General features: G+C 40.3%; 18 protein-coding genes. 3 read left to right on the top strand and 15 right to left on the bottom strand.

Features of this window, described 5'->3' with window-relative positions; all coding sequences use genetic code 11:
• Positions 1-18: 18 nt before the first annotated feature.
• The 9 genes from QFZ28_RS29595 to QFZ28_RS29555 form a co-directional block, all read right to left on the bottom strand.
• Positions 19-1,122 (bottom strand): zinc-binding dehydrogenase, encoded by a 1,104-nt coding sequence (locus QFZ28_RS29595; RefSeq protein WP_307198156.1) that lies wholly within the window; start codon positions 1,120-1,122, stop codon positions 19-21.
• 36 nt (positions 1,123-1,158) lie between these two features.
• Entirely contained in the window at positions 1,159-2,520 is a 1,362-nt protein-coding gene (locus tag QFZ28_RS29590) for an amidase (RefSeq protein ID WP_307198155.1), read from the bottom strand.
• Between the two features lie 15 nt (positions 2,521-2,535).
• Positions 2,536-3,987 carry a sodium:solute symporter family protein gene (locus QFZ28_RS29585; protein WP_307198154.1) on the bottom strand — a complete coding sequence of 484 codons (1,452 nt, stop codon included), beginning with the start codon at positions 3,985-3,987 and terminating at the stop codon, positions 2,536-2,538.
• Positions 3,988-4,166: 179 nt separating this feature from the next.
• Complete coding sequence (locus QFZ28_RS29580) at positions 4,167-5,411, bottom strand: M20 family metallopeptidase (protein ID WP_307198153.1); 1,245 nt, start codon at positions 5,409-5,411, stop codon at positions 4,167-4,169.
• A 212-nt stretch (positions 5,412-5,623) separates the two neighbouring features.
• Positions 5,624-7,051: a sodium:solute symporter family protein gene (locus tag QFZ28_RS29575; RefSeq protein ID WP_307198152.1), complete on the bottom strand. Its 1,428-nt coding sequence runs from the start codon at positions 7,049-7,051 to the stop codon at positions 5,624-5,626.
• A 108-nt stretch (positions 7,052-7,159) separates the two neighbouring features.
• Complete coding sequence (locus QFZ28_RS29570; protein WP_307198151.1) at positions 7,160-7,843, bottom strand: hypothetical protein; 684 nt, start codon at positions 7,841-7,843, stop codon at positions 7,160-7,162.
• 113 nt (positions 7,844-7,956) lie between these two features.
• On the bottom strand, positions 7,957-9,156 hold the full coding sequence (locus QFZ28_RS29565) for an MFS transporter (protein WP_307198150.1): 1,200 nt from the start codon (positions 9,154-9,156) through the stop codon (positions 7,957-7,959).
• A 1-nt stretch (position 9,157) separates the two neighbouring features.
• Positions 9,158-10,246 carry a mandelate racemase/muconate lactonizing enzyme family protein gene (locus QFZ28_RS29560; protein WP_307198149.1) on the bottom strand — a complete coding sequence of 363 codons (1,089 nt, stop codon included), beginning with the start codon at positions 10,244-10,246 and terminating at the stop codon, positions 9,158-9,160.
• Between the two features lie 128 nt (positions 10,247-10,374).
• Positions 10,375-11,157 carry an aspartate/glutamate racemase family protein gene (locus QFZ28_RS29555; RefSeq protein ID WP_307198148.1) on the bottom strand — a complete coding sequence of 261 codons (783 nt, stop codon included), beginning with the start codon at positions 11,155-11,157 and terminating at the stop codon, positions 10,375-10,377.
• Positions 11,158-11,289: 132 nt separating this feature from the next.
• Between QFZ28_RS29555 and QFZ28_RS29550 the strand changes: the two genes are divergently transcribed.
• Together QFZ28_RS29550 and QFZ28_RS29545 are read left to right on the top strand one after the other, a co-directional pair.
• Complete coding sequence (locus tag QFZ28_RS29550; RefSeq protein WP_307198147.1) at positions 11,290-11,904, top strand: MFS transporter; 615 nt, start codon at positions 11,290-11,292, stop codon at positions 11,902-11,904.
• Between the two features lie 226 nt (positions 11,905-12,130).
• Positions 12,131-12,505, top strand: a complete 375-nt coding sequence (locus QFZ28_RS29545; RefSeq protein WP_307198146.1) for a hypothetical protein — start codon at positions 12,131-12,133, stop codon at positions 12,503-12,505.
• 45 nt (positions 12,506-12,550) lie between these two features.
• Here QFZ28_RS29545 and QFZ28_RS29540 read toward each other — a convergent pair whose 3' ends face one another.
• Genes QFZ28_RS29540 through QFZ28_RS29530 form a run of 3 tightly spaced genes read right to left on the bottom strand, consistent with a single transcriptional unit; the run spans position 12,551 to position 15,940 of the window.
• On the bottom strand, positions 12,551-14,296 hold the full coding sequence (locus QFZ28_RS29540) for a M28 family metallopeptidase (protein ID WP_307198145.1): 1,746 nt from the start codon (positions 14,294-14,296) through the stop codon (positions 12,551-12,553).
• A gap of 18 nt (positions 14,297-14,314) precedes the next feature.
• Positions 14,315-15,457 (bottom strand): M20 family metallopeptidase, encoded by a 1,143-nt coding sequence (locus QFZ28_RS29535; protein WP_307198144.1) that lies wholly within the window; start codon positions 15,455-15,457, stop codon positions 14,315-14,317.
• A 21-nt stretch (positions 15,458-15,478) separates the two neighbouring features.
• The gene (locus QFZ28_RS29530) at positions 15,479-15,940 is read right to left on the bottom strand and encodes an Lrp/AsnC family transcriptional regulator (protein ID WP_307198143.1); all 462 of its coding nucleotides are present in this window, start codon (positions 15,938-15,940) and stop codon (positions 15,479-15,481) included.
• 720 nt (positions 15,941-16,660) lie between these two features.
• Between QFZ28_RS29530 and QFZ28_RS29525 the strand changes: the two genes are divergently transcribed.
• Positions 16,661-16,900: a hypothetical protein gene (locus QFZ28_RS29525; protein WP_307198142.1), complete on the top strand. Its 240-nt coding sequence runs from the start codon at positions 16,661-16,663 to the stop codon at positions 16,898-16,900.
• A 4-nt stretch (positions 16,901-16,904) separates the two neighbouring features.
• On the opposite strand, the gene QFZ28_RS29520 is transcribed toward QFZ28_RS29525, so the two are convergent.
• The 3 genes from QFZ28_RS29520 to QFZ28_RS29510 are packed head-to-tail and all read right to left on the bottom strand — an operon-like array spanning position 16,905 to position 20,871.
• The gene (locus QFZ28_RS29520) at positions 16,905-18,026 is read right to left on the bottom strand and encodes a GerAB/ArcD/ProY family transporter (RefSeq protein WP_307198141.1); all 1,122 of its coding nucleotides are present in this window, start codon (positions 18,024-18,026) and stop codon (positions 16,905-16,907) included.
• A gap of 36 nt (positions 18,027-18,062) precedes the next feature.
• Positions 18,063-19,268, bottom strand: coding sequence for a Ger(x)C family spore germination protein (locus QFZ28_RS29515; protein WP_307198140.1), 1,206 nt, complete (start codon positions 19,266-19,268; stop codon positions 18,063-18,065).
• Positions 19,258-20,871, bottom strand: coding sequence for a spore germination protein (locus QFZ28_RS29510; RefSeq protein ID WP_307198139.1), 1,614 nt, complete (start codon positions 20,869-20,871; stop codon positions 19,258-19,260). The genes QFZ28_RS29515 and QFZ28_RS29510 overlap by 11 nt, the downstream gene beginning before the upstream one ends.
• Between the last annotated feature and the right edge of the window lie 209 nt (positions 20,872-21,080).

Here is a 21,080-nt window from a genome sequence, read left to right as displayed (position 1 = left end):
TACAATTGCAGTACCTTTTCAGCTTATTCTTATCACTATTTTCCCAAAATGCTTTCGCTCTTCCAAATCTCGCTGTGCCTCAACAATTTCCTCGAAAGGATATACTTTATGAATAGCAGGATGTAGTTTTCCTTTCCAAATCAGGTTCATCACCTGCAAGAAATCCTCCCAATTCCCCATCGGTGCGCCTAGTATTTGACGATGACGCTGATAAATTTCTCTTATACTTAAATCTGGCGAATCACCAGCTGTTGCTCCGGATAGGACAATTTTCCCGCCCATTTCTAGGCAACGTAAGCTTTTCCTTAGTGTAGGAGCACCTACCGAATCAAAGGCTGCGCTTACCCCCTGGCCATTGGTCCATTCCATTACTTCTGCTTCCCAATCTCCATTTGAATCAAACATGGCGACAGCGCCTTTTTGACAGGCTTTTTGACGTTTCTCTTCCGTACTGGCAATTCCCAATACAGTAGCGCCTGCTGCCGTTGCAATCTCCACCTGGGCCGACCCAAGACCTCCAGATGCTCCAACTACTAGGATCACGTCTGATGGTTTTACCTCCGCAACCGTCATAACGCCTCTCCATGCAGTAGTGTAAACTACTGGAGCAGCTGCAGCCATTTCCGATGGGATGTGAGCAGGTACAGGAATAATATTGCGTGCAGGGGCCACTACATATTCAGCCAAACCGCCCCAAAAATGTTCCCCCAATATTTGATAGTCAGGGCACATACTTGGTTCTCCACGTCTGCAAAAGCGGCACTCATTACAACCGATAGCAGGGTTAATGATGACTCTTTCTCCTCTAGCCGGTCCGCCTTTTTGTCCTTGGAGCTGGGGACCATAATATTCAACGGTTCCGACAATATCTACACCTGAGATATGCGGTAATGTGATTTCTGGGACCCCAGGTCCTTTTAAGCCCTCTCTTGCAAAAATGTCAAGGTGATTTAATGCGGTTGCCTCAACTTTAATCAATACCTCTCCAGGACCAGGTACGGGAGTTGCGATCGATTCAAAATTTAGTACTTCTGGTCCGCCATGTTCCCTGATGACAACAGCTTTCATGGTATCAGTGACCTGGTTCGGCTTTATGATATTAATTGAATCGTTTTTTAACATGCAAATCCCTCCTTCCGTCTTATCCATTTCTTTCATTTATAACGATGGCTGCTTGTAGCCGCCTGTAGATTGTTGGAAGGCATCCGCTACACGATAAATGGTTTCTTCATCATAGTACCGTCCAATGAGTTGCAGCCCTACTGGCAGATTTTCTGAACTTGTATTGCCTGCTGACAGTGTTATGGCCGGATGTCCACTCATATTAAAAGGGATCGTACGCTGAGAAATATCAATATTTCCATCCTCAAAGGAAGGGTCCTTTTCTGTAGCTGGATATGGGACAGTTGGACAAATCAGCACGTCCACCTGTTTTAATACTTGATCTACAGCTTCTGTGAACCGTTTTTTCTGCTCCAACGCTTCCAAATAGCTTACTGCTGTGACCCTATATCCTTCTCTTAGGTTGGCATAGGTGTTTGGAGCATAATCTTTTTCCCTCGGTTCAAACCATTTTTGATGATACGTTGAAGCTTCTGCTAGGACAATAGGCATTGCCGCTCTTTCGATTGATTCAATTCCTGAAATCTCGACATCGTAAAGCTGAGCCCCTAATTCCTTAAGCTGCTGAATAGCAGATACCATTAACGCAGTAACTTCCTGATTCTTAATGGAATCGGTTAGTGATCGAATAACGCCCACTTTAACCCCGCGAATTTCTCCCGTGAACAAGGAATCGAAATTAAAGCGGCGGGAAGAAATGTGCTCCAGAACAATAGCATTGTCTCGGACTGTCCTAGTTAGCGGTCCAATATGGTCCAGGGAATGAGATAAAGGGAACAAACCTTGTCGTGAAACCGTTTCGTAGGTTGGCTTAAGCCCAATAATACCGCAAAAGGAAGCTGGAACGCGGATGGAGCCTCCTGTATCGGTTCCGATTGAGGCATATCCAATCCCAGCAGCCACTGATGCTCCTGATCCAGTACTGGATCCACCAGCTGTACGGCTTACATTCCACGGATTATTGCATTGACCATAATCTTGGTGTACAGACCCGTAAGCAAATTCAAGCATATTATTTTTCCCAACAATGATTGCACCCGTATCCTGTAATGCCCTATAGACAAAAGCATCTTCATCTGGAACAAAGTCCTTCATAATTCGTGATCCAAGTGAGGTACGAATCCCTTTTGTCATAAAAATATCCTTTAGTGATACAGGTATCCCAAATAACTTACTAACATTTGCCCCATCTAGGAAAGCAGCTTCAGCTTTTCTTGCCTTCGCCAACGCTTGCTCACTTAAGACCGTAATAAATGCATTTAGCTTTGGCTCAAGTTCCTGTAAACGGTCTAATGTTGCTTCCGTAATTTCGAGAGGAGATACCTCTTTTTTTCTATATAACGTACCGATTTCTTCAATTGAATGGTAAAGCAATTGCTTCGTATCTGTTGAGGGCAATGGAATTTCCTCCTTTTATCCTGCTATTGTGTTTCCAGACTCTGTTGCTTGGACATCTTTAAAAAATGGCATTAATGCTTGTTTTGACACCGGCTTCGTTAGTAAGCTGACAAACACCATTCCTAATAGACTCACCGGTACACTGATATAAACAGGATCCAATCCAAATGGGTTGCCAAGTGATAGCCAAAGTATAGCGCTGCCTATCCCGCCAACCATGGAAGTAATAGCACCCGCTTTTGTTGCCCGTTTCCAGTACAACCCTAGCAAAATAGAGACCGCGAAGGATGAACCTATCAGGGCAGCCGCATTAATCCAAATTTGCTGTATTAATGGCAGCGGGTTTAACGCGAATGGTATTGGTAAAATCCCCATAATCAAAACTACGATTCTGGTAATCTTTAATTGTTGTTTGTCGCTTAACTTTTTCTTCATTACGACTTTCATAATATCATGAGAGATGGAGCTTCCCAGCATTAATAAAATGGCACTGACAGTCGACTGAATCGCAGCTAGAATGGCAGCTAAAAGCAGTCCACCCAATACTGGCGGCAATAAATCCATCGCAATTGTAGAGCTGGCTAAATCAGGAGAAGATAAATCAGGATATAGAACTTTTGCACTGACGCCAAGAATGGCGATAGAAACGGCTACTATTGCCTGAAAAATAAATGAAACACCTACAGCACGACGGATTGTTTTATTATCTTTTATTGAATAAAAACGAATAGCAATAATCGGATACCCGATCATCATGATAAAGAATGATAGAGCAACTCCCATTAAAACTGATGAAGGCATACCATTGGCAACAAGATTCGGATCAATCGAAGATAATGTTTCATTTAATTTACTAAAACCTCCTGCCTTTGATACTGCAAAAGGCACTGCAATGGCAAACCCTATAGCAAAGACAAGCATTTGAAGTACGTCTGTATAGGCAATGGCAAATAACCCACCCATTACCGTGTAAGCAATAAATATACATGCAATAATTAATACTCCCCATGTAATAGGAACATCGAAAACCACATTTAGTAGATATGATCCACCAACTAATTCAGCTACAACTGTCATCCCGTAACAAATTAATAGAATAATAACTGAAATCACTCGGATGGCATTACTTTCATAGCGGGTACCTAATAGGTCAGGAATCGTTAAAGCCTTATTTGAATTAAAGAATGCTTTCATTTTAGGGGCAATAAAGATGGCCATGATGACCCATGAAGCCCAAATCGCAAGCCAAATCCAAGCAAAATTATAGCCTACTTGATAGTGGAAGCCTACCGTTCCAATCGCTGTACCTGCACTCATCTGAGTGGCCGCAAGCGTCATACCTCCAACCCAGACCCCTAATTTCCCTCCAGCCGCTAAAAAATCCATTTCATTTTTAATACGGGATTTCATGTAATATCCAATCCCAATGACAGCAAGCATATAAATGATAAGAACAGCGATAGCCATTATTTTTTCTCCTCCTTTTTATTTATTGCTTCAGTGATCACAAAATAGGCGATAATGAAGACACCCATTGAAATCCAAATCATCCAATTTGAAGCAGATAATCCCAAAAATGTACCCATCCTTCTTCAGCCCCTTTTTATAATTATTTTTATATTTTGAATATTCGAGATAAAATTCTGCTAATCCGTGACCAATTGTTTCGTTCCACAGAAATTTTTACCAAGAACCGTTAAGATTTTTGTCGTCTGGATTAAATCCTCGATTTCCATGAACTCATCATATCCATGGAGATTATTGTTATTTGTGCCAGGACCAAAATTAATACCTGGGATTCCATTTTGGATAAACCAGCGTGTATCTGATTGACCTAACATTCCTACTACAGGAATTGTGGTTTCTCTTACCTCTCGAATGGCCGATTGTAATTCCTCAATTAGAGGTGAATTCGCTTCCGTTACGGTTGGATTGGTTTGAAAATCCGGGACTCGCTCTACTTGAATGTTCACCTCTGGATCTTCCATCTGAAGCCTTTCGATCATAGTAGATACCAGATTATAGATATCATCAAGGGATTGCTCAGGAATTACTCGAAAATCAACCTCAATCTCACATGTTCCAGGGACAACATTCACCTTGGTTCCCCCATTGATGACTCCAACATTGACGGTCGTATATTTCATTCCCTCAATCTCTGAAGGTTGATGTTTTAATTGTTCTTGTAGGTTAGTTAATTCTAGTATGACTTTTGCCATTTTTTCAACGGCATTTATTCCCTTCCATTTAAAGGCCGCATGTGCAGGACGGCCGGTTGATTTAATTCTTAACTGAAGAACTCCAGCCATAGCCCGAACGATATGATTGCTGTAGCCTTCCACAACCACCATATCACCAGAAACTAATCGTTGACCGGTGACATAGCCAGCTCCTAGCACACCGCCCGTCTCTTCATCACAGGTAGCTGCGATCACAATATCACCGTTAAAGGGAATTCCGGACTTCTTTAAAGCCACAGCAGCCATAATATAAGAAGTTAATCGCCCTTTGGAGTCTGTTGCTCCTCTTCCATATACCTTACCATTTGCAATCGTTCCTGAAAATGGCGGATAGGTCCATTGTTGCAAATCTCCTACGGGAACCGTATCGAGATGAGAGTTAAAAATTAAATTTTTTCCTCCCCCATTCCCCTTCATGACAGCAATAACATTTTTCCGTGGTGTTGGCAGATTTAATTTCCTCGTCTCTTCCTCCGGTACATCGACTACCTGTACCTCAAATCCTAATGAATTTAGCTCCTTCTCCAGAAAGTTACAAATTTGCTCATAGTTTCCGGGTGGATTTTCACTAGGAATTTGAATCATTTTTTGCAATAGAGATACGATTTCATTACTCATCGAATCTACTACTTTTTCAATTGCTACATTCATGGTGGCACCCCTTTCTATTTACATAAATATTAATGCAATTTTTATGCCAACCTATTTACAGGGGTTTTAATTACTATATTAATAGTTTCGATGTGAATTAGGTTCATTTAGGTGAGGATATGTGACCTAATTTTTATTTTTCAACCTAAACGAACATTCAATTGACCAATTCACAATGAAAAAAGGGAGGATTAACCCCTCCCTTTCTTCATTTACTTCACATCCTCAAAGAATGGTTGAAGCGCTTCTTTTGGCACCGGTTTTGTTACTAGACTGACAACAATAAATGAGACGAAGCTGACCATTACTCCAGGTATAACCTCATTAATCCCGAACGGATTACCGGCTAAATACCAGAACAATGCTGTGAAAAAGCCGCCGATCATCGAAACAATGGCACCCGCTGCCGTACCTCTTTTCCAGTTAAGGCCTAGAATCACAGTTGCAAAGAAAAAGCTCGCTGTTAAGGAGGCCTGGAGAACGACTATGAACTGAACAATGTCCAACTGCCTTAAGGCCAAGAAAATAGGGATAATTCCTAGTACCAGTACCGCAATTCGGTTAACCCTCATTTTTTCACTGTCACTGGCGTTTGGCTTGATCATTGTGGCATAAAAATCATGTGAAAACGCGGAAGCAGATACCATCATAATGCCGGAAACTGTACTCATTATCGCTGAGAGAATGGCTAAAATAATCAAAGCCCCCACAACTGGCGGAAGTATATTAATGGCCATGATTGTGGAAGCAATATCAGGTGTAGGCATATATGGGAAGAGTGCTCGAATGGCCATACCTGCTGCTGCAACAGAAATACCAATTACTCCTTGGAAAATAAATGAAAATCCGATTGCTAATTTAACGGTTTTCCGATCTCTTAATGTATACATTCTTGCTAATTCATATGGGGCTGCGGCCATCGCAAACCCAAAGGCTGCACCAAAACCAAGCAATTCCCTAAAACCGAAATGCCAACTTAACATATTTGGACTAAATTCTGATAAGAATTTCCCGACAAATTCTGTTCCCCCCGCTTGATTAAAGAGCAATGGCAGGGCAGCAAAAAAACAGCCGGCCATTATAATCGCCTGAACGAAATCACTATAGGCTGTAGCTCTCATTCCGCCAATCATCGTATAAAGTAAAGTGATCCCAACGGTTATGATCGCTCCCCATATGAACGGAATTCCGAATAGTGTCTGGAAAATATTTCCTCCCGCTTGGTATTGTGCAGTTAGGTAAACGGTATAGGCTACTAATATTAAAAGGGCTGATATTGCACGAGCCGCTTTACTATTAAATCTAGTACCTACATAGTCAGGTACTGTTAACCCTTTAAAAGCTTGGAACTTAGGTCCGACTAGGGTAGCAGCAATTAACCAACCGAACCAAAGACCCGCCCAAATCCAAAGGAAGCTCCCGCCAGTTAAGTAATGAACACCAAGTGTTCCAACGAATGTACCTGCACTCATTTGTGTTGCTGCAAATGCAGCACCACCTACTAAAGGTCCAATGGATCTTCCTGCTACCAAGAAATCCTCTGTTCCTTTGTTCTTGGTTCCCGACCATATTCCGATACCAAGAATGACGGCAAAATATAAAACCAACACCACATAAAACGTCGTACTTACTTCAAACATTCACGATCGCCTCCTTCTATTTATTTTTCACTTTTAATAGCCCATAGGAAATATCCAGCAATCCAAACAATGGTATAGAGGACGAAAAAGGTAAAGGGAGCACCAAGATTAAACATTTACTACTTCACCACCCTTACTTTTTCTTTCACTAATGATCCAAGCCAAAATAATTCCCAAGATGACAGCCAATCCAAAAAAAGTATATAGATTCGAAGTTGTAAATAACCCTGCAGGCGAAGAACCTGTTTCAAGATTTACGTAACTTGGAATGTTCATCATATCCTCTTTGACCATCCCCGAATCTCCAGAATCAATGATTGGGAATGATTCATGAAGATATTTCCCTTTTGGGAGATTGACATTTAATGAGACTACATTACCATTTCCAGCTGCATTAACAGCCGGGACGACAAATGGAATTTTCTCGTTACCCAAATCTGAATATTGATATGTTACCGTATAGGTAAATTCTCCTTTACTGCCGGCAGGAATAGATAATAGTACTCTATCAACAGAATTTCCTTCGTTTAATTCATAGGTAAGCTCCTGACCCTCTCCATTAATAACTAAATCTTCAAACTGTTCACCCCCGATTTTGGTTACTATATGTTCTAATGTTCCCTCAGGGATTGCTTCAGAGTTGGCAATCGTTATTTTTTCCGTTACTTTAATAACATCTTCATACGTTACTTCAAGGTTGGCGCTTTTTAAAAACGGCGTTGCTTCTTCTGCCGAAACGATATTAGCTGAAAGCAGCATCACGCCAAATAGCAACATGAATATTCTTTTCATTTTCACTCTTCCCCCTTTATTACGTTTTTTGATTGTTTCAAGAAATCCTTGTCTATTTTCTCAACACCAAATTCTGTCAGTTTAAAATAATCTGAAAACTAAGTCCAAAAAAATTAAATACTAATTTCTTTCTCTGAATCTATGACTTGATGATGTTCAAGCTCTCCGAAAGTGAATATAATTCGAATCAGACAAGCAATAAAACAGACGATCCAGATTATTTGGAAACTCCCGAACGTTTCATATAGCATACCAAATACATATCCAGATATGGCTGATCCTAATTGGCCAACCGTGTTCATGATACTAATAAGCGATCCCGCGCTACTAACATGAACCAATTCCGTGGCGAGAGTCAACATCGGGGCCAAAGACCATGAAATAGCCATGCCAATCACAAAAACTGTAAAGTATATCCCCGTGTCGTTTAGGAATATCAGCCATAAACAACATCCTGCTGCTAAGATAGAACCGATCATGAGAGTTGATTTTCTTTGCCCTACTAAATCAGAAAGCTTACCTGAAAGCGGGGCTCCAATAATTTGAGCGATCATCATAATGGCCATAATCAGACCGGTCTCTTGTTTTGTATATCCCATAGCCGCTTCCAAATAGGTAGGCATCCAGGCAAGAAAACCATAAAGTCCAAATAATCCAAAAAAGGAAATTCCCAAAAGACGGTGGATTTTTTTGTCTTTGAACAAATTCAAGAATACCCTTGGCTGGACTTCTTTCTTTCCCTCTTTTTCTGAAGTGTTTTCACCCTTTGGCACCTTTAGGAATAGCAGTAATGTTGGCAAAAGGAGAATGGATAAAAACAGAAATAATGTGTTCCATTCTACGTAGATTGAGAGAAGCGGAAAAACAGTTAACGTTAATAACGATCCAGCAGCTGCGGCACCTTCTAATATACCAATGCTTAATCCCCTTTTTTCTCTAGGGCTATGGATTGATATCAGCTTTATAGCTGGAGAAAATATCATTGCTGCTGAAGCCCCCATAATAAACCTTAAAAAAAGTGCCAGGTAAAGTGAGTGCGTCAGTGAAAAGATTATGGACGAAATCATCATCAGAGACAATCCAATCACAATTAAGGATATAGGTGAGTATCGGTCTGCAAGGGTTCCTGCAGGAATTTGGAAAACGGCATATCCAAGCAAAAAGGCGGATAAAAGCCCTCCTACTTCAGTAAAGCCTACATGATACATATCTTTTAGATCCACCAGGAAAGGAACTACTTCCATTCGATGAGAGAGAGCTAGAAAGTGAATAAAGCTGACGAAACACACCATGAACCATTGAAATCTATTCACATTACTGCTCCTCCACTATCTCATCGAAGATATCTTCCATCCCGAGTCCTATACCATTCGGTATTTCCATTACTCCTTTTATGTCCACCACTCCAAATGGGTCGTCCTTTAAATAATAAGGACCAACCATCTCATGCGAATAGTTTCCCGGTAAAATGGTGGAAAGATGGAGACTTGCAAAGGTTCCAAGCAGGGTGTCCCATGGACTGATTAACACACATTGAAGACCTATCGCTTCAGAAAATTGCGCGATTTGAATGGCTGGAGTGATACCACCACATTTGATTAGCTTAATACCAACAAGGTCGATGGCCTCCTTTTTGGCAAGCTCGTAAATATCCTTTAACGTGTGAGCACTTTCATCGGCCATGATAGGAATGGATGAAGCACTTCTAATTTGTCTTAATCCGTCGTAATTCCATCCAGGGACTGGTTGTTCAATGTAGTCAATTTTATATGGCTCGATTTCTTTAATCACCTGGATAGCCGTTTTCACATGATACCCCTGATTTGCATCAATTCTTAAATGAACGGCTGGACCAATCGCCTGTCGTATTTGAGAAATGGCCTCAATATCTTTTCGAAAATCGCTGCCAATTTTAATCTTAAGCGTATCGAAACCAGCATCCGCCCTTTCTTTTGCGGCTCGGGCCATTTCCTCCGGTGATTCATCCCCTAAGACGTAGGCAACTCTGACAGGCGGTTTCCTTTCACCCCCTAAAAGCTCGTATACTGGGGTTTTCAACCTTTTTCCTTGAACATCCCATAAAGCCATATCAATTGCTGACTTGGCACCCGTTGCATTCCCGAGAATTATTCCCATTGCATGATGTATATCTCTTAACGAATACACCAGTTTTCCAATAATGGCAGGGCCGAGTTTTTTTTCCACCAACACCTTCATTGTTTCAACTGTCTCTCCAGTGAAAAAAGGCAATTCTGATGCTTCTCCAAGACCTGTTAATCCTGTGTTGGTGGTGATTCGAACAATAAGATGGGATTGATACGGAGGCATTTCCCCATATGTCATTTTAAAAGGGACATTTAAGGGTGTTCGTACGATCTTTGCCTCTACCTTTGTAATGTACAAAAATCCCCCTCCTTCTTAAGTAATCGATCATGTAATTAATGTTCGTTATTTTGGTACATTAGGTTGTTTTAGGGTTGATTAGAATATAAAACACAACCTTGTATCATAGAGGCATTAAAGGTATACCGTTATTGAACGATTTTGTTTTTCTTTACAAGCAAGCCTTTAGAAGAGCTAACCTGTCCTGATGAAATCTTTGGCGGTGTAAGATAGGCAAGCTTGGAGTGTGAAATCCCTGCTCCCACCAATGCTTCTGCCATCTTTAATGAGGTTTTTCCAGGATTGATAACAGGAACACCAAGTTCCTTAGACATTTCTTCCGCAACATTAAGGAAGCCCATTGACATACAGCCTAATACCAGCGTATCTGCCCGATCTTCCAGAATGGCTTTTTTCCCTTCTTCGACTAGCTTTTGGATTGTTCTTTCACGATCATTGGCAAGTTCGAGAACAGGTGTATTAATGGCACGCACGGAAGCTAGCTTCTTGCCAACCCCTGCTTTTTCCACTAGATGATGTAGTGGATTGATAATGCTATTTGTAACGGTTATGATTGAAAATCGGTAACCACACATTGCTGCGGCCATTACACCAGCTTCACCAGGTCCTACTACCACCATTTTTTCCGTCACTTCTCTAACTGCATCCAAACCTGGGTCTCCATAACAACCTAAAATGGCAGCATCATACCCTTTTTTCTCCATCTCCAACATCAAATCTACAGTATTTGGTATACTTAGATATTCCTCATATAGGGATTCAATGGATGCAGGGCCTTCATCGACATCTACAATATCAACATGTGTACCAGGCGCTGCATAGGAGCGCAAGATTTCTAATCTTCTCTCCATTTCTTGACGTCCTTGTTCCGTCCGGCTTATCGGTCCCGGCAGTACATAAACTATTTTCATAGACATTCCTCCTTTAACGTTCTCGTTAATATTACTTGCAAGTTCTATGCCAGTTTTGGACATCCAGTCGGATTGGCATAAAAATTGCATTTTCATTTAGGAAACAGTAGAAATACGAAGGTTGTGGAATTCATGAAACAAGATCTCAATTTTTTTATAAAGGAAAAAACAAGCCAATTCTGGAAGGCCACTATTGCACTCAGTTTCGGGTCTTTCCTCGTATTTTCAAATTTACATTTCACACAGCCGTTACTTCCATTACTATCTAAAGAATTTGAGGTTTCTCCTGCAATGGCAAGTTTAACCATATCCCTTGTGACATTGTCATTGAGTTTGTTTTTATTATTAGCTGGTCCTATTTCTGACCACATCGGCCGAAAAAGCTTAATGTCTTTCGGACTCTTGTCCTCATCTTTATTTTCACTTGCGATATTTTTTGTTTCCGATTTCTGGTTCCTTCTTTTTTTACGAACGCTCCAAGGGATTACCCTAGCTTGTTTACCGGCTATTGCTTATGCCTATATTGCTGAGGAATTTGAAAAAAGAGCTATAGGGGTTGCAATCGGACTCTATATTAGCGGAAACACGATTGGGGGAATGGGCGGGAGAATCATCGGTGGATTCACCTCGGATTTATGGGGATGGAGATACGCCTATTTAACAATGGGTTTGATTGGTCTTTTCTGTTTTCTGTTCTTTGTTTTTTATTTACGCAAGACATTTTTCCCCCAACTCTTTGAAGCTTAAGGAGGTTTTAAGGCATTTTATTATCCATCTAAAAAATCGCGAACTAAGATCGGCGTATTTTATTGCTGGAATCATCTTTTTTATTTTCATGGGATTGTTTAATTATTTATCTTACCATCTGGACGGAGCACCGTATCATTTATCTCCTAGCATTATCGGTCTTTTATTTCTTTCCTACCTTGCTTAAACATTTAGCTCGACATTATCTGGGAAACTGGATGCCTTTATGAGTATTCCCAATCGGATGTGTGCAGGTCTCCTACTTATGTTAGTAGGTGTTTTGCTAACGCTTTTCACCCCGCTTTTAATGATTTTAATCGGCCTTACCATTGTCTGTTTTGGTTTTTTCTTTGTACACGCTGCTGCAACCAACTGGGTTAGTATCCTAGCGAAAGAGGCAAAAGGAAGTGCCTCCTCTCTCTACTTATTTTTCTATTATGCAGGAGGAAGCCTGGGGAGTTATGTCTTAGGGTTTGTTTGGGAGTATTTTGGGTGGTATGCGATTGTAACGGTAACCATCTTGTTACTATTGGTGGGTTTAAAAATAACCCTTGGAATGGTCGCCGTACAAAAGAATGAAAAGTTAAAAATGACTTTGTAAAAAGGGAGAAATGGATCGACCATTCTCCCTTTTTTATATCATTATTTACTTATTTATTTGCTCAACGGCGAGGTTAACGGTCCGGATTGCTTTTAATAGGGCATAGTTTACTTTATTGAGATTGCGTTTTAATTCGGTTAGAACTAAATGATATTGATGACTTCCTACCTCTAAGTCTGCTAATTTCTCACAATTCGCTAGTAACGGGATTGGAGGTTGCTTTAATGCTGTATCATGGTTGAATATGTCCCCTTTTACATAATTAAGGGGAACTAAAATATTGGAAAGTTGTTTTAATGTTTTGTTAGCATGAGTAACTTGTGGGTCTGTAAGTGTCGCTAGCAAACTGCCAAACTGTGTTAAGTTATTTTTCAATTCCTCGATGCGGTTATTTGTAATGCTAAAATTCAGGTGGCCATTTGTTTTGCTTTGATAGTCCTTTATGCATGTTTCCAATTCTTCGACCGCTGCCAATTGGTTAACAGGCAAAATCTCCGTAGTACATGCTTCATACACGATAGATAAATAAATTTTGCAATCACGGGCAAGATTTTCTGGAGAAATCTTGTCAAGTGTATCTTCTGTTGTATGCCACCACCAGCCAAATCCGCCGGCTTTTCCTGCTCCAAATAATTGAGAAAACGCTTCTGATGCTGGATTATTGGACTGAGGCTGTTCAGATAACCCCATAAAAAGTGACGGAACACCAGGGCCCCAGAAGGATTGATCCCCTGCTCTGCCAAATCGTGATCCTTCAAACTCATCTCCGGTTAGTTCCTTAATAGACCGTTTAGCAAGATCCCTAGTCTCAGCCATACAATTAGCCTCTGTTATTATCGTTGCTCCTTTGCCGCCAACTGAATCAATATTAATATGAAGAACACAATTTTCGTGAAGGTCTTCCCAATGTTCATCACAATACAAAGCAGAACCTGCATAACGGCCATGCGAGTGGCCTGACCAGAAGGCAAGCTTTAAGCTGCGACGAAGATTGTCTTTATTTAGGGCAAGTATTCGTGCAACTTCCAACATCGTTGCATTTGCTGTTCCATTATCCATTACCCCATAATGCCATGAATCAATATGGCCGCTAAATAATACAAAATGATCATTCTCGTCATTACCTGGAATCTCAGTAGTTAAAGTTGGAATTTTTCTCCATCCAGTATCAACCTTAGTTTTTAGCCATCCTTGACAATTGGTGTGATTTTTTACAGTGCTTTTCATCTTTTGTCCATCATGAAAATTGACCGATACAACCGGAATCTTTGGCAAATTGTCATAAGTATGAGATGTTGGGTTTCCCCATACTGGTGAAACGATCATTTCATGCGTATATTCAGCATTTATAAAGATAATTGCTTTTGCTCCTGCTTGCTGAGCCTGAAGTACCGCTCCTGGAATAGCGAGACCATCTAGCAGGACTATTTTTCCGCTAACTGGATTTTTTTGATAGTCTACACTTACTGACTTACCTGAATACACAATTTCCCCTTCTAACCATGTTTCATCCGTAGAAACGGCCATTGAATGAGTAATGGCAGGAAAGCTTTGACCGTTAACCTTTAGCTCCGTTTTTCCTGGAAGACTAATGTAAGCATCATTAAATGTTAACTCTGTTGTTAAGCCAAATTCTTCAAGCTTTGATTTTGCATAATAAAAGGCACGGAGCTCTTCCTCCGTTCCTGATAGACGAATTTCTGAAGCAACGTTTTGAGTATATTCCATTAATAGATCCTGATTTACTTCCTCAAGCATTTGGCTTTTAATAGATTCTAAATTGACCTTCATCAAAAATCCCCCTATTGGTTAATTTGCTAACTCCTTAATCATCAAAGCTAATAATGCACTTCTTTTCGGCATTTGAGAAATAATGATATGTTCATTAAGAGCATGTGCCCCGTCACCAACTGCACCTAAACCATCCAGGGTTGGAGCAAACGGTGCAGTAAAGTTCCCGTCACTTCCTCCACCTGTTTCTTTCTCTTCCAATTTAAAACCCAGATTTTCCTGGGCCACTTTCTTTGCCATGTTAAAAAGTGAAATAACTTGATCTGTTCGTTCAAATGGAGGTCGATTAATACCGCCGGCTACTCTAACTTTAACACCAGCCATACTTGGCTTCAGATTTTTGATGATTGGTATGATCCGATCAAATTCTGCTTTCGTTTTTACACGTAAATCGATATCTGCTTCCGCTTCTGCTGCAATCACATTTACGGTTGTTCCACCTGTGATTTTTCCTACATTTACGGTTGTTCCTTTGCTATAATCCGTTAATTCATGTAAATAAGTTACTTGTTTACTTAATTCAAGAATGGCGCTTATTCCTTTTTCAGGCTCTACTCCGGCATGTGCCGCTCTTCCTTTAATATTTAGTTTGAATATTCCTACACCTTTTCTGGCAGTCTTTAAGGCGCCCTGCTTCGATATAGCTGGTTCTAACACCAGCACATATTTACTTTTTTTTGCTTCTTCCTCTATTAGTTTTTGAGAGGATGGGCTTCCCAGCTCTTCATCCGATGTACATAAAAAAACGACCTTTTTGTTTAATGGTGCATTTGTTTCTTTTAGTGCTTGCAGTGCATACAACCCCTGGACAATACCGCCTTTCATATCAAAGACTCCTGGTCCATAGGCGATATCTCCTTGAATTTTAAAAGGAATTTTTTCATTTATGTCCCCTTTTTGCCAAACGGTATCATAGTGTGCCAGGAGGAGAATTTGTTCTTCACCATCTCCAAATTCCCCTCTGACATGATTACCAAAGATCTCATTTTGAATGATGGAAGCTTCCCCGGAAGTTAATTTTTCAAATAATCCTGCAATGTAAGTAGCTAGTTCATCTGCTAATTCTTTATCACGGGTAGGCGATTCTTTTTCTACTATTTGTTTTAATGTCTCAAGCATCACCGCTTGATTTTCCTTTAGATTTTCGACGAGATTGTGCATGGTTGCCCTCTTTTCTGATTCTTATTGTTGAGAAGTTTGGGAACCAACTTCCCAATCATAGCTCTGCTTAAAGATTTCCAAAAGCAATGATGATTCCATCGATTCAATTCCATCGATTTGGCTAATGTCATTTTTCATAACCCGATAAAGTTCCTCATTCGATGACGTAATCACTTCAACATATAAGTCATATACACCCGTTGACGCCGCTACAAAACGGACCTCTGGGATTGCAACTAGTTTTTTTATGACATTGTCTAATTTTTGAAGACGAACCTTCAATCCAAAGATGGTCACACTAGGACTTCCCGTCTTAAACGGATTGACAACACCTACAATTTTAAGAATTTGGTTTTCTATCAATCTTTGAACTCTGTTTCTCACAGTACCCACAGTAATACCTAGATCTTCCGAAATGTCAGTATACGAGGTTCTACCATCTGTTTGTAACCGTTTAATAATTTCGAAATCTAGATCATCCAAATTCAGTGGGGCTTCCTCAACCTTTTTAATGGAACTCAGCCTCCTTTAAAAATTCAAAATTTTCATTTAATTACATAATAAATTATAAATTTTTCAATATCAATTATTATTTTTTTATTATTTTCAGAAAAAAATCAGCTCCAAAAACTAGAGCTGATTTATTATTTTCATATGTTTAGTCGATTCTTACCCGAAGCTTCCTTTCAGTTCCATTATATCAATTTCTAATTTAATAATTTCTATGTGCTATATCAAATTCCACTCCTAATTGTATGCATTCATTCAAATGTTTTATTTTTGCATCAACGTTATTAAAAACGATGATAATTTTACCAGATGCTCTCAAAACAGGATAATGCCTCTGTTTAATATTAAGTCCTAATCCGACCATTTAAAGTTTCTTGTATTGCTTAAAGCATAACTTTTCCAAATTGGAAGGGTTATGCTTTAATTTTGTTTGGAGGATTTATACTTTAGTGATGTTTATTAGTGCGAGAGATTCAGTGTATTGAAGTAAATTCCAGTTCAGTTAGTGAGTAGAAAAAGGAAAACGCAGTATCCTATAGACTAAGGTCTGATTTAGATCACCAGAACAGCCTTGTTATCCGACCGCGTATTGCCGATATTTTTATACAAATAATAAAATAACAAGTTTTAACGCCGTTTATCGTGAAAAGTGATTAATTGAAATGGCGACGATAGATGGGAGGTGAAAATGACATGAAAATATCGATGATCTTTTTTTTGTCCTTTTTATTAGCTGTAGCTATTGCTATCATGATGGATTTGATGATAGGAATGAGTCTTTTTATGTCTATAACAAATTTGAAAAACCCATTTTGGGTTATGACACTTCCTGAATACGTTATCTTGTTTATGATGCTAGCCATAATGTTCACGCCAACAATGAGTTCTTTCTTTAAACAAAGGAAACAAACACAAACAAGTAAAAAACCTTAGCTGATTATTTATGGTCCCCAGATATATTGGAACCGTAGAGGCCCAATCGTTTGCGAATCAGATGGACCACTAAAAGAAGCAAGGGAATGACAACAGAAAAAAGAGGCAAGAGAAACGTGAGCACAAGTTTCGCCTCTTCAAATTGTTCCAACAAATTACTAGCTATCATCATCGAGAGGAATAGAACAATCATTCCAAAAGGTACGACCAACTTTTTTTTTGTCTGTACCTTGAATAAATCCGATGCCACGATTACGGCGGCATAACAATAGATGGATATCTTAAAAAAATCACCAATAATCAAAGTGAGAATGGCAATCACGTCTACTCGCTGCAGGAAATCTGCGATGTTTACAAAGCTAATCGTTGCAAACAAAGGAAATGTAGTCCGGCTGTAGATATCCACCCCCAGTACAGAGATTTCTACTGCATGCGTTATACTCAATATGATGGCGCTAAACAGTAAGGCCTTTACACCTGTCTTCCTTCCCGCTTGGAGTTTATTTAGATAGGGAAAAATTACAGTAAAACAAATCATTTCACCAAATGGAAACATGAATATATATGGGTATGCATCCCTTAAAACGGGCTTCCACCCTTTGCCTAACACAGGAAGCAGATTATTAACATCAATTATGCCAGAAAATAGCACCAAGACATGTCCTAAAACACCTAAAACAATTAGAATTATCAGGTAGATTTCCGCCATTCTAGCCAACACTTCTATACCCTTATTCAGGACATATACAATCGAAATGGTCATTAAAGCAACGACCGCAAACAATGGGGTACGGTCATACGCAGCGGTTACCAGTAGATCACCGGCTTCCCGTAAATCTCTGGCTGCGATATAAAGGAAAAAAGGAACGTATAAAAAACTCAATGGCCATCCGATATATTTGCCAAGAATTTTCCGGGCATACCCACTTAACGGCAAATCCGGATATTGACGAAAAAAATAATCGTAAACGAGAAATAACAAAATGCCTCCAATCGAAGCAAGCAATATCGACAGCCAGACACTTTTCTCTCCTGTGAATCCTACTGGAACAACAAGTGCAGTACCCATTTCAAACAACACGATCAAGGCAAACAATTGACCTGGACTAATTCTTTCTTTTTCCATGTTTACCCGATCCACCCCTCTCTGTGACCCTTAGTACTACTTTTCTTCTACCGGATTCGTCCGCTTGCCTGGAAGCCGGATGAATGCATCCACCTTGACATCTACCTTGCTTTCGGCAAAAGTATTGTTCCATTCTTTCTTCATCTTTTTCCACGCTTTCGGGTTAGCCCGATTCACAACTTCACCGAAGCCAAAGATATCGCTTTTCTCACTCTGAGCGGCTTTCACAGCCTCCATGACTTGTTTCTCTGTCTCTCTTTCCCATTCTTTTTCCAATTTCGTGATTTCCTCTTTCTTAGTCAAATCAATGGGGCATGTCACCTCACCTACATACCCTTCTTGCCGTATATTGATATGGATAATGGGTTTTTCGGCTAGTACTTCCGCGGTAACACCCGTTTTAGCTCGAACAATTTCAATGCTAATGGCCTCTTTTTCATCTTTACAATCAGTAGTAATAATGCTGCTCTCTATTTTATTCTGAATCCACAAGACCCCTCGTACCTTATCTCCATCCAGCCAGCGCCTTAACTTTCCCTCCTTGAAAAGGGCGACCCCTTTGATCTCTGCCAAGGCCACCGGGTCTGTCTGTTCCAAATTCGATTTCTTGTTTCCTTCTTCTAGTTTTCCGACAATTTTTACCCCGCTGATCACCGGCTCTTTTCCCTCGCCTTCCAACCCTTTTATCACATCAACCATTACGATATTAACGTTCTCTGCCCATACTTTTTCTGTTAACTCCATTTGTTGTGCGATACCATTTGCCGAAATTTTTTCTACTGGAGTAAGGATTTTCAACATGGACTCTGCTTCCACGTCTCTCGTTACTAGTACCTTTGTAGTCAGACGGGTTTCTGGATTCCTTTCGAAGAAATCAAATAACTCCTGGATTCCTTCCTTTGCGATTGTTTCTCCAATGATTAACAGCTGCATATGTGAAAAAAAAAGCTGCCGCGGCACTTTTTGCGATGTTTTTCGAACCGCATTGAATAGGGTTTTTTCTGTACCGGTAAAGACAGTTATTTGTGTACCATTACCTCCTCCCCCTGTTGTTCCTGTCGCGACGGCTCCCGGATTAACAACTTGGAAAGTTACCCGATATTCACCTGTCTCTTCGACTTTATCTACCCCCATTGCCATGACGATGGCCATCTCGTTTAGTTCTCTTCTGTTCCAGCAGCCTGTCAACAGTAACACCATCCACAAAAGTAAGAAGGTTTGAATAATCCATTTAGCTTTCATCTGTATTCCCTTTCTTTTGCTTAGGAGGAGAAGGCTGTTGATCATGCTCCATTCGAGTTATTTTCTTTTGGCTAACCAATCGTGGGCGAGTCATAAGTGACCAAAAGGGAAAACGAATTAAGGTATCCTTCTGATCTCCGGGAATAAACGGGGCAAGAGGAGCCATATAAGGAATTCCAAAAGAACGCAAGCTGCACAAGTGAGCGATAATCATCATGTTGATGATTGCAATCCCATAAAAGCCGTACGTCGCCGCGGTAATCATGAGTAAAAATCGGAGCAAACGTACTGAGATTGCCATATTGAAAGTGGGAGTGGCAAAACTGGAAATCCCCGTAATAGCAACCACGATCACCATTGCTGAAGATACGATACCTGCTTGCACCGCTGCCTGCCCCAAAACAAGTGCCCCAACGATGGAAACAGCTTGACCGATCGCCCGTGGCATACGAACACCGGCCTCGCGCAAAATCTCAAAACTGACCTCCATTAATAAAGCTTCGACAAATGCAGGGAAAGGCACACCCTCCCGTTGCGCAGACAAACTGATTAATAGAGGAGTAGGAATCATTTCGTGGTGGAACGTAATGGCCGCGACATAAACGGAAGGTCCAAATAATGCAATAAAAAAAGCAAAAAACCTTAGTAAGCGAACCACTGTTCCAATATCATATCTTTGATAATAGTCTTCTGAAGACTGGAAGAACATAAAAAAAGTAGTCGGTGCAATGAGGACAAATGGTGTTCCGTCTACCAAAATGGCGATTCGGCCTTCCAATAAATTTGCAGCAACACTATCTGGCCGCTCCGTATTGTAAACAGTTGGAAATGGGCTAAATGTTTGGTCCTGAATGAACTCTTCAAGATAACCCGATTCCAATACGCCATCAATTTCAATATCATTTAGCCTTTGTTTTACCTCTTGCACAAGTTTATCGTTTGCAATCCCTTTGATATACATGATTGCTACGTCTGTTTGTGTAACATTGCCGATTTTCATCGGCTCCAGCCATAGGTTGGGACTTTTAATACGACGGCGAACGAGGGATACGTTAGTCCCTATAGACTCACTAAAACCGTCTTTCGGACCACGAATAACCACTTGTGAAGACGGTTCCTCAATCCCTCGCGATTCCCCCCCTCTCGTGCTGCCACTGATCGCTTTCACCCAGCCGTTAATCAAGATGACCGTATCTCCGGACAAAATGGACAAAATTAATCCGTTCCAATCATTGATGACTTTTACTTCTCCGACAGCCAAAGCATTATTCTTAATAAAATCAAAAATATTTTTATCCGATTCCATATTTTTATATATCTTTTCAGCGCTATCGATCATCAATGAACGCATCACAAAATCACCGACCATCATCTTGTCGGCTAAACCGCTGTTATAAACTACGGCAATTTCAACTTCCGAACTTCCAAGCTCAAATTCACGGATAATCACATCAGGACTGTTTCCAAGCTCCTGTCTAATTTGGTGAAGGTTGTCTTTTAATATAGGATGAAGGGAAAATTCTCCTGTATTCCCTGACGTTTCTTGTTTATCACTTCGTTTTTCCCTGCTCGTTATTTTACGGTATTGGTTCCGATACCTCATGTTTATACCTCCTACACATAATTCCTTTATTTACGGATTAATTTGTTTTTATACATTTGGGTAGCGATTATGTAAAAATTCACCAAGATGCTTTTGACTTAGCGTTTATGACTGGAAATATTAACCCTATTTAGGAACTAAAGAAAGGTTCAGGGGAAAGCGATTCTATTATTAGGAGTGTTTAGTCGGTGGGCAAAATATAGGGAACT

It is taken from the genome of Neobacillus niacini, from assembly GCF_030817695.1.
Classification (GTDB): domain Bacteria; phylum Bacillota; class Bacilli; order Bacillales; family Cytobacillaceae; genus Neobacillus; species Neobacillus niacini_F.
The sequence above is the reverse complement of the archived record's forward strand: the minus strand, read 5'-3'. Positions and strand labels throughout refer to the sequence as shown.